The sequence below is a fragment of the Myxococcales bacterium genome, from assembly GCA_016706225.1.
Lineage (GTDB): Bacteria > Myxococcota_A > Polyangia > Polyangiales > Polyangiaceae > JADJKB01.
In genome coordinates this window covers 1-9,587 of sequence record JADJKB010000019.1, presented here as the reverse complement: position 1 = coordinate 9,587, position 9,587 = coordinate 1, and the positions used below count along the sequence as shown (strand labels likewise).

10 protein-coding genes and 1 pseudogene are annotated in these 9,587 nt (G+C 64.9%); 6 read left to right on the top strand and 5 right to left on the bottom strand.

Features of this window, described 5'->3' with window-relative positions:
• Positions 1-293 precede the first annotated feature (293 nt).
• Together IPI67_24500 and IPI67_24495 are read right to left on the bottom strand one after the other, a co-directional pair.
• On the bottom strand, positions 294-596 hold the full coding sequence (locus tag IPI67_24500) for a type II toxin-antitoxin system RelE/ParE family toxin (GenBank protein ID MBK7583338.1): 303 nt from the start codon (positions 594-596) through the stop codon (positions 294-296).
• On the bottom strand, positions 596-844 hold the full coding sequence (locus IPI67_24495; protein ID MBK7583337.1) for an addiction module protein: 249 nt from the start codon (positions 842-844) through the stop codon (positions 596-598). The genes IPI67_24500 and IPI67_24495 overlap by 1 nt, the downstream gene beginning before the upstream one ends.
• Positions 845-1,338: 494 nt before the next feature.
• Here IPI67_24495 and IPI67_24490 point away from each other — a divergent pair.
• Positions 1,339-2,601 (top strand): annotated as a pseudogene (locus IPI67_24490) (IS110 family transposase).
• A gap of 67 nt (positions 2,602-2,668) precedes the next feature.
• Here IPI67_24490 and IPI67_24485 read toward each other — a convergent pair.
• Positions 2,669-3,673, bottom strand: a complete 1,005-nt coding sequence (locus tag IPI67_24485) for a hypothetical protein (GenBank protein ID MBK7583336.1) — start codon at positions 3,671-3,673, stop codon at positions 2,669-2,671.
• Positions 3,674-4,065: 392 nt separating this feature from the next.
• Here IPI67_24485 and IPI67_24480 point away from each other — a divergent pair, with 392 nt between their 5' ends.
• The 5 genes from IPI67_24480 to IPI67_24460 all read left to right on the top strand — a co-directional run bounded on the left by IPI67_24480 (position 4,066) and on the right by IPI67_24460 (position 7,608).
• Entirely contained in the window at positions 4,066-4,539 is a 474-nt protein-coding gene (locus IPI67_24480; protein MBK7583335.1) for a hypothetical protein, read from the top strand.
• 65 nt (positions 4,540-4,604) lie between these two features.
• Positions 4,605-5,483 (top strand): ParB N-terminal domain-containing protein, encoded by an 879-nt coding sequence (locus IPI67_24475; protein MBK7583334.1) that lies wholly within the window; start codon positions 4,605-4,607, stop codon positions 5,481-5,483.
• Positions 5,473-6,684 (top strand): transposase, encoded by a 1,212-nt coding sequence (locus IPI67_24470; protein MBK7583333.1) that lies wholly within the window; start codon positions 5,473-5,475, stop codon positions 6,682-6,684. The genes IPI67_24475 and IPI67_24470 overlap by 11 nt, the downstream gene beginning before the upstream one ends.
• Before the next feature lie 39 nt (positions 6,685-6,723).
• On the top strand, positions 6,724-6,876 hold the full coding sequence (locus tag IPI67_24465) for a hypothetical protein (GenBank protein ID MBK7583332.1): 153 nt from the start codon (positions 6,724-6,726) through the stop codon (positions 6,874-6,876).
• A gap of 3 nt (positions 6,877-6,879) precedes the next feature.
• Positions 6,880-7,608, top strand: coding sequence for an ATP-binding protein (locus IPI67_24460; protein ID MBK7583331.1), 729 nt, complete (start codon positions 6,880-6,882; stop codon positions 7,606-7,608).
• A gap of 345 nt (positions 7,609-7,953) precedes the next feature.
• On the opposite strand, the gene IPI67_24455 is transcribed toward IPI67_24460, so the two are convergent.
• Positions 7,954-8,196: a hypothetical protein gene (locus IPI67_24455; protein MBK7583330.1), complete on the bottom strand. Its 243-nt coding sequence runs from the start codon at positions 8,194-8,196 to the stop codon at positions 7,954-7,956.
• A gap of 287 nt (positions 8,197-8,483) precedes the next feature.
• Positions 8,484-9,371 carry a hypothetical protein gene (locus IPI67_24450; GenBank protein MBK7583329.1) on the bottom strand — a complete coding sequence of 296 codons (888 nt, stop codon included), beginning with the start codon at positions 9,369-9,371 and terminating at the stop codon, positions 8,484-8,486.
• Positions 9,372-9,587: the final 216 nt, after the last annotated feature.

Here is a 9,587-nt window from a genome sequence, read left to right as displayed (position 1 = left end):
CGTGCGCTGACGGACGGCGGAGACAACGGTACCAGACTGCCAAGCGCAACGGCCATCGCAACGGCCGTGAACCCCACGCATGAAGGCAGGTCGGTCTAACGAAACCGCGCTCTCCCGCGAGCGCGAGGAAGATCATAGCAGTCGGCAGGGCGTTGTCCGAGGCCGGCGTGTGCCGTACCAGAGTGTCGCCGGCCGCCGCGGAACGGACGGTGAAGTCGCCAAGGCCGCGCTCGGCGGGAGCAGCAGCGAGTTAGACCGCAGCGCGTGGCACTGTGAGGCAAAGGCGTTCCCCGTCAGCGGTTGTATGCGCCGCGAACTGTTTCCGGATCCTGCCGGAGGTCTACGACCGCGAGGATGGTGTCACGCTCCTCGCCGGAAACGTAGAACACGCCGTAAGGAAAGCGGCGGAGAAGGACACGCCGAACCGGATCATCGACGAGCGTAAAAAGGAGCGGCGTCGCGCGAATCAGCGATAAGGCGTGGTCAAACTCGTCGAGGAATCCAAGCCCCAAATTCGCCCGCTCGGCCTCGTAGTACCGCGCTGCGGCCAAGGTGTCGGCCTCGGCGTCGGGCGTGATGCGCGGCTCAGGTCGCATCAACGAGACGGTCGCTGGCGCAGAAGGGCTTCGATATCGCGCCTCGCCTCAGACCAGGGACGTGCAGCATCGGGGTTGGCTTGGTGGGCCGCGAGGCGTTCACGAACGAGAGCTCGCTGCGCATCGGACATCGGTAGCGCGTCCTGCTGCTCGACGACTCTGTCCCAAAGCGCGGTCAGATAGCGCACCTTCTCTTCTGGAGAGAGTTCGTCGAATCCAGGGGGCGGAATCGGAAGGGCTTGTGCCACAAACAGAGCCTAGCGTCGGCTGTTCAGGGCGGCAACGCAGCAAGCTCAGACGCGGAGAATCACGTTCAACGCGGTGGGCGTCCGGTTCGTCGGTTTAACGAGACACACGTTCACCCGCGAACGCCGAGCGTCAAGTCGGCAGTCGGCAAGGCGCAACAGACGCGGGCGAGTGCCGCATCAGAGTGGTCGCCCGCGGAAGCGGAACGGACGGCGAAGTCGGCAGGGCCGGCGTTCGGCGGGTGCAACGTGATATGGCCGCTCCGTTCTGCTTCTCAGACTTCTGCTCAGACCGGAGGATGGAAAGCGGGACATGCACCCGCGGGCTACGAATCTGCAACGTCGAGCAGTTGATGCTCTCTAACCTCGCATTCGAACCCGTGGGTGTGCCTCGCCTGTAACGAATCTCGGGAAGCCGCTCGAACCGGCTCACCATATTGCCTTCGCTGGGCGCGGCCGCTGCATGTCCCGACCAGAAGAATAGCCGAGGAGGTCGCATGCAGAAAAGTCTCGACGAATTTGCCGCATTCATCGGGTTGGACTGGGCCGACAAGAAGCACGATGTCTGCCTCAGTGTCCCTGGCAACGAGGGTCTGGAGCGCGAGGTCGTTCCTCACCGCCGGGCCGCTCTTGAAGCGTGGATTGCTCGACTCCGTGAGCGCTTCGCCGGTGCCCCGGTCGCCGTGGCCGTCGAGCTCGAGGAAGGCCCGATCGTCTCGGCCTTGCTCGAGCACGACTTCATCGTCGTCTGCCCGGTGAGGCCCGGCACCGTCGCCGGCTACCGCAAGACCTTCGTGCCCAGCAACGCAAAGGACGACCCCACCGACGCAGAGCTGATCCTGGAGCTGCTGCTGCGCCATCCGGAGAAGCTTCCGCCACTCAAACGGGAAAGCGCTCCCATGCGACAGCTCCGCCGTCTCTCGTCGCCGAACGCCGCGCCTTCGTCGAGGACCGGGTGCATCACCAACCGCATCACGGCTGCACTCAAGGCCTATTACCCGCAGGTTCTGGGCTGGTTTCGCGACAAGTGGACCGACGTGTTCATCGACTTCATCGAGCGCTGGCCGACCCTCCAGGACGCCCAGAGAGCTCGCCGCGAGACCGTGGTCGCGTTCTTCCACGGCCACAACGTTCGACAGAAGGCCGTCATCGACCGCCGCCTCGAAGAGCTCCACAGCGAACGGCCGCTCACGACCGACGCTGGTGCCATCGAGCCCGCTCGGTTCATGGTCCAGCTCCTTCTGCCGCAGCTCCGTGCCGTCTGCGCCGCCATCGAGCAGTTCGACGTCAGATCGCGACCTTGGCCCAGTCGCTGCCCGACTTCGAGCTCTTCGACTCGCTCCCTGGAGCCGGTCCTGCGCTGGCTCCTCGACTGCTGACTGCCTTCGGCGAGCGTCGCGAGCGGTTCCCCACCGCCGCTGCCGTCCAGAAGTGCATGGGCATCGCGCCGGTCACCGAGCGCAGCGGGAACAAGAGCTGGTCCATTGGCGCTACGCCTGCACCAAGTTCCTCCGCCAAACCTTCGTCGAGTGGACCGAGCAGACCATTCCGCGCTCGTTTTGGGCCAAGGCCTTCTACGAGAAGCAGCGCGCCAAGGGCTCGTCACACAACGCCGCAGTCCGCTCCTCGCTTTCAAATGGATCCGAATCATTCACCGCTGCTGGCTCGACCGAACCCGCTACGACGAATCACGCTACCTGACCGCACTCCAAAAGCGTGGCTCCCCCCTGCTCGCGTTTGCGGTGCAGCAAGCTCAGTAGGGCTTGCGGTCCGCCTCAGGGCGTGAGTTATGCAGCGCATCGTGGAAGCTGCGCCGTGGCAAGGCTGCTATTCCGAAGAATCCTGAACAACGTGCCCCATCTCGTCCGCCGCGAGCATGTCCACGTCTGGCTCCCAAGGTCCGACCGGCACCCCCAGCCACTGCAGCAACTCGTGTGCAGCAGAGATGGCCTGCACCGCTCCTGCCTTGTCCACTGTCACTCGTGCTTCGCCCTGCTCTGGAATGCCGCGATGAACGAGGTCGTTCCGCGTTGTCGCAACTCGCCGGAGTGCTTGGTACAGTGCTTCGTTCTCGACAAGCAGCGACGGCTTCCTGATGTGCAAGCGGGCCTCATGCAGTGCACGCCGCAGGTAGTTGCCGCGCGCTTCACTCCAAATGAGGTTGAAGATAGGATCGATGCGTTTTCGCACGCCGCCGGCAATTGCCTCGACGTAGTGAAATGGAGGAGGGTCCTCGGCGAGCGCCTGCGCATGCAGACGTTCGACGCTCGCGCTGGCGGCTGCCTCGGCCGCGATAGCAGAGAAGATGATCGCGCGTCTGAAGTCGGAGTACTCGAGGGCGGAGATCGCATCGACCAACAACTCTGCCGCAACGTCATCGTCGTCGAGACGAAGCGCATCCAGCTGATCGAGCATCCCGAAGTGCGCGAAGTGTCTCGAAAAGGTCGGTCCAAGATGAGCCGTGGTCGGTTCAAACAGCACGCGCAGCGGTGCGACCTCAATTCCTCGCGCTACGCAAATGATACTGCGCGGAGAGAGAAGCGCCTGGGTGAACCGAACCCGAAGCCGTCTCAGAAAGCCGATGACGACTTCGAATCCGGCGTTTTCAGGGTCGGCCGGCATGCTGTACAGCAACGTCGACGATGCGCAGAGGGTTCGGCTGCCCGCTCTCCAGGCCATCAAGTTGTCGGTGTGTCTCGACCCGCCGGAGAACCGCAAAGGATTCAATACCGCCATGCCGTGGGCGTGCTCGAGGGGTGGTGACCGGTCGGCGGACGCTTCAGAAAGCTCCCAGAGGATCGGGTTGCTCAGGCTAAGCTCGAAGATCGGCATGGGTCGCCTCAGGCAGCGTCTGCATAACGGGACCACGTTCACCCGCGAACGCCGAGCGTCAAGTCGGCAGTCGGCAAGGCGCAACAGACGCGGGCGAGTGCCGCACTTAGGCGCTCGGCAGAATTGACCCGCCTCCGCTCGTCAGAAGTGACCCACCCTTGCGGGTGACGCTGAGCTGGGCCGCGCCGCGGTAACGGCGTGGCGCGCGGAGCGCGATGAGCGGCGCGGTGCTCGCCACGGAGGCGAGAGCTTTGTGGCGTGGGGCAGCCGTTGCGCCGGAGCGGTCGGGGTGCCGCAGATCGTCGGAGCTTGTCCGCTCTCGCCTCCGCGGCCGAGCCCGTGGTCGGGATGGAAAGTAGCGGCAGGAGATGATGGCCGGACACCATGCCCGGATGAATTCAACAACCGCCTGCCGCTGCGTGCAGTGTAGCGGCGAGTTCGTTCCAGACCCAAGAGTTCGTGAGCGCCAGGTCACCTGTGGCGCGCCCGAGTGCCAGCGAGGCCGGCACGCGAAGCAGTGCCGCGAGTGGCGCGCCAATAACAAGGAGATGACGGCCGAGCACTACCAGGACGTGGTGGTCCCGTTCCGCCGACAGCAGCGGGACTACCAGCGGCGATGGCGCTGGGGCCAGCGCTTGCGCGAGATACGAGAGAAGACGACGGTGATGGGCGGGGCCCTGCTGGGCAGGCTCCGTGGCCTGGTCTCGCAGGCCGAGCAGTTGCTCGATCGGGCCGTTGGCAGCGCACAAACCGGCGTTCTCGCGGGGGAAAAGCTCAGGCGCGCGGTGGCGGCGGTGCGCTCCACCATCACGGCGTTCGCAGAGCTCGAGGCGAGCATGACGGAGCTTCGGGAGCTGGGTCTGTGACGGCGGCGGCGAGATACGAGAGGAGACGGACCACGGGCTGAGGATTTGCGACCGTCGCGGTGGCCATGGACCTCGAGCTCCACCAGCTGGACCGCCGGTACGAGGCGCTGCGGACGACGAGCCGCGAGCGCGACAGCCGGGTTGTGGCGTCCCTGGCTCGCGACGGCCAGCAGCTGCCGGTAGTCGTGATCGCGGCGACAGACGCCGGCCGCTACATCCTGGTCGACGGCTACAAGCGGGTCCGAGGGCTCCACAAGCTCGGCCAGGATCTGGTCCGCGCCACCTGCTGGGACCTGCCCGAGCCGGAGGCGCTGCTGCTCGGGCGGCTGATGCGCGCGGCCGAGGGGGAGAGCGCGCTCGAGCAGGCATGGCTGGTGCGCGAGCTCCAGGAGCGATTCGAGCTGTCGCTCGAAGATCTGGCCCGCCGCTTCGGTCGCAGCCCGAGCTGGGTGAGTCGCCGGCTCGGCCTGGCCGCGACGCTGCCCGAAGCAATCCAGCAGCTGGTGCGCGACGGAAAGCTGTCCCCGCACGCCGCCATGAAACACCTGTTGCCTTTGGCGCGCGCCAACCGCGCGGGCGCCATCGCCCTGGCCCAGGCCCTCGCCCCGCTCCGCCCGAGCACGCGGCAGACGGCGCTCTTGTGCGCTGCGTTTGCACGCGGCAGCGAGACGAGCCGCGAGCAGTTGCTGCTGCACCCGGAGCTGCTTCTGCGTGCCAGCGAGCCACGCGGCGGCAAGCCCGACGACCCGGCGCAAGAGCTCGAGCGAGACGTCGGCGCCGTGGGTGGCATCGCCCGGCGCGCGCTGACTCGAGTCCGGGGTGGGGTCGTTCAGCAGCTGTTGCCGCCGGAGCAGGCGCGCTTGCGGCGGACTGCTGCTGGCGCGCGCCGCGACGTCGAGCACTTGGTCAGCACCATCGAGAAGGAGGTTCCCGATGTTGGATGAGACGACTCGATCCACCATCCTCACCCTGCAACAAGCGGGTCATGGCAAACGCGTCATCGCTCGCATGCTCGGCATCTCACGCAACGCGGTTCGGCGGGTCATCGCATCGGGAGCGACCGATGTCCCAGCCCTCGACCGCAGCGAGAAAGCCGAGCCGTACCACGACGAGCTCGTCCAGCTGGTCCACGAGTGCAAGGGCAACCTCGTGCGCGTTCACGAGGAGCTTGCGGCCCAGGGCGCACAGCTCTCGTACCCGACCCTGACCGCGTACTGTCGCCGTCACGGCATCGGGCACGAGCCAAAGAAGCCTGCGGGACGCTACGACCATCAGCCAGGCAAGGAGATGCAGCACGACACGTCTCCCCACTTCGCTGACATCGGCGGGCGCGAGAGGGCCGTGCAGATCGCGGGGCTCGCGCTCGCCTACTCGCGGCTGGCCTACGTCCAGCTGTACCCGCAGTTCACGCGGTTCGAGTGCAAGGTCTTCCTCGACGACTCCTTCGACTACGTGGGCGGCACCTGCCCCATCTGCATGGTCGACAACAGCAGCGTCATCGTGCTGCGCGGCACCGGCGAAGACATGGTTCCCGTGCCCGAGATGGCATCCTTCGGTGAAGCGCGCGGCTTCGAGTTCCGCGCCCACGAGAAGGGCGACGCCAACCGCTCCGCCGTGGTCGAGGGCCTGTTCGACTTCGTGCAGAACAACTTCCTCGTTGGGCGCAAGTTCCACGACTTCGACCACGCCAACCGCGAAGCCGTCATCTGGTGCGACAAGATCAACGCCGCCTTCAGCCGCAAGCTCCACGCCGCTCGCCGCGATCTCTTCGCGGCCGAGAGCCACCTGCTCGTCCCGTTGCCCGCCTGGCGCTCACCCGTCTATCGCATCCACACCCGCCTCGTCGACCTCGAGAGCTACGTCAACGTCCACACGTTTCGCTACGAAGTGCCCGCTCGCTACATCGGTCACCAGCTCGAGGTGCGCGAGACCAAGACCGAGATCCAGCTGTTCGATGGGCCGCGCGTGGTTGCCACCCATCCGCGCCGGGTGGATGGCCCGAAGCGAGTGCGGCTCCCCGAGCCGGAGCGCGCCGAGCACAGGCAGCGCCGCGACGAGCAGCTCGTCGCCGAGGAGCGCCAGCTGCACGCCGAGCTCCCCGAGCTCGCCACCTGGATCACCGAGCTGCACCGGCGCGCACCTTGAGGACGGGGCGTTGCCCGCCTGCGCCAGCTTCGCCGCCTGTTGCGCGACTATCCGCAGCCACCGCTCATCGACGCGCTCCGCGACGCAGCTCGCTACGGCCTCTACGACCTCGAGCGCATCGAGACCATGATCCTGCGCAACATCCGCCACGACTACTTCCCGCGTCGCGACCCCGACGACGAGCAGGAGTGACCCATGCGCGACGACGAGCTCCATCAGCTGCTCAAGACCCTGCACCTCAGCAAGGTCCGCCAGATCATCGAAGAGGAGCTTCAGCACGCCGAGAAAAAGCAGCTCACCTACGGCGAGTTCCTGCTCCGTTTGCTGCGCGCCGAGTGGCACAACAAGCAAGAGTCCGCCCTCAACTGGCGCATCAAGCGCGCCGCCATGCCTGAGCAGTGGACCATCGAGTCGTTCCCCTTCAAGCGCCAGCCGGGGATCTCCGCTCGCCAGATCCGCGGCTTCGCCAGCCTCGACTTCGTTGCCCGCGCCGAGAATCTGGTCTTCATCGGTGGCACCGGCGTGGGCAAGACAGGACTCGCCACCGGCCTGCTCCTGAAGGCCCTCCAGAACGGCTACCGCGGGCTCTTCCTCAAAGCGCAGGACTTGTTCGACGAGATGTACGCCTCGCTCGCTGACCGCTCGTCACGCAAACTGCTCAACCGCCTCGCCCGCGTGGATCTGCTCGTCATCGACGAGATGGGATACCTGAATCTTCGGCCCGAGCAGACCAACGTCTTCTTCCGTCTGATGGAGGAGCGCTACAAGCGGAAGGCCACGATCATCACCACCAACCTCGGCTACGAAGAGTGGCAGAACTTCCTCGGCAACAAGGCCCTCTGCGACGCTCTGCTCAGCCGCATCCGCCACCAGTGCCACACCGTCACCATCGACGGCCCGTCCTTGCGCGATCCCTCCGGCTAACGGCGACCTGACCTCCGCTTCGGAAGCCGCAGCGCCCCTACCGGGGCCTGCGGCTTCTTCGCACCAACGCCGAAATCGGTGCACCACGATTTACCCGATCAAGAAGCCGGGTCGATTCTCCCGAGCAGAGGTGGGTCATTCTTGGCGAGCGCCGAAGGCCGCATCAGAGTGGTCGCCCGCGGAAGCGGAACGGCGGTGAAGTCGGCAAGGCCGGCGTTCGGCGGGTGCAACGTGAGTTATGCGGCGCGGTCAGCGGGCGCCTGAACGCGCAGAAATCTGAACAACCCGATCGGACAGCGTGTCGGCCCCGCGCCGGCGAGCGACAGCCGCTCCCGCGAGCGTGAATCAGAGGACCATCTTCTGTCCTTGGTACACGCGGCGCAGGTACGCTTCCGCTTCCGTGCCTCGACCACCTAATTGGGCCAACTGGCTCAATTCGGTATCAGCAAGAAAGATGAGCAGCTTGTTGTCGACGCGGAAGATGTCGCGTGCGACTTCAACTGCCTCGGGACTTGGCGGCTTCCGTGTTGCAATGAACGCGAGTCGAGCGAGGCCGGGTCGGCGCAGATACTTTGCGGTCAAGTCCACGTCTGTCGGACCTAGCGGGCCCGCATGGTTCTTGCACTCGATCATTATCAAGTCGCTGCCATATACGACAGCCCAGTAGTGCCAAAGCCCAACCGGAGTCGCGACGGGAAGTATGATGTCGCGCCTGTAATTCGGGTGAGGACTCGATGTCTGAAGTAGCGGCCTGTCTATTGAGGGCTGGAACGCCCGCTTGAAAATAAGGGCTGTGAGGACTTCGAAACGAGCCGCTTCCGGCTTGCCCGGGGCCAGACTGGCGAGGCGCCGCTGCAGCCGCGCATTCATGGACTCTACCGCGACTTCAAGGCGGCGAAGGTTGCGCCAAGCTGTTTCGCCAGCGCGGCGGCCCCGCGTGCCGATGTTTCGTACAGGATGATTCTAAGGTGACGAAGGTCGAAAGGAACGTCGTCGATGTTCTGGGAGAGAAGTATGACGTCCTTGCCGACGGTGTGGGCAATCCCAAGTTCGTAGAAGACATTCGGATTGCGTCCGGTCAGATCGGCTACGAGCAGCCTGGCACGCATGATGTTTTCCCAGATGCTTTCGATAATCGGCTGGGTGTCATAGATGTCATCAGCTCGCATGCACTTGAGCCCTGCTGCCGCAATGGTTGGCGCGATTTGGTCAGCGAACACCTCCTGAAGCTTCGCGTCGTTCCCAAAAGGCATCAGAACGAAACAGAGGGAGTCATCCACGAGTACATCGCGCGCGCGGAATATTGGGTTGATGCGGACGACACGGGCGAGGCGCTCCGAGTACATGAGCTCGTTGCCATAGTATCCTTCGACGATAGCGAGTATTTCTGCCTCGCCGGGCTCCTCGCCAGCCACCCACAGCGCCGGAAACGAGAAGCCGAACGCCTGTTCGAACACAAGATCGCGTTCGACGATTGCAATGGCTGTCGACAGGTCGAGTGGCCCTCTGCCGCGGAGGTCGTTATGCACCACACGAAGCGCGCCGCCCACCCCCTTGTTCGTGCAAACGATGTGCACATGCTGCTCGGTCAGCAACACTGCCGTGTTCACTGGCTTCAGCAATCGAATGACACGACGATCAAATCGCCCCTGCTGAGCGAGCGAATTCAGCATGGAGTAGATCGCGGCTGCGACCTTCTGGATACGTTGCCAATCGCTGTCCGGGATATTGCCGGAAATTGCAAAAACGCCGCCAGTGAACATCCAACCTCCGACTCGATGATATCACACGGGAGCGAAGCGGTTCCTGGCGCGCCCCGAGGTCGGCTCCTGTTTGCCCACAGGTGGCCAGGGCGTCAGTCCGTCCTGAAACGGAACGTCACTTCACAGGTACGGCTCCCAACGCTTCCGGCGGAGAACTGCGCGCCGTTCCTGCGCATAAAATGCTCGGTACGCCTCGTCCAAGTTGAGGACGGGGTC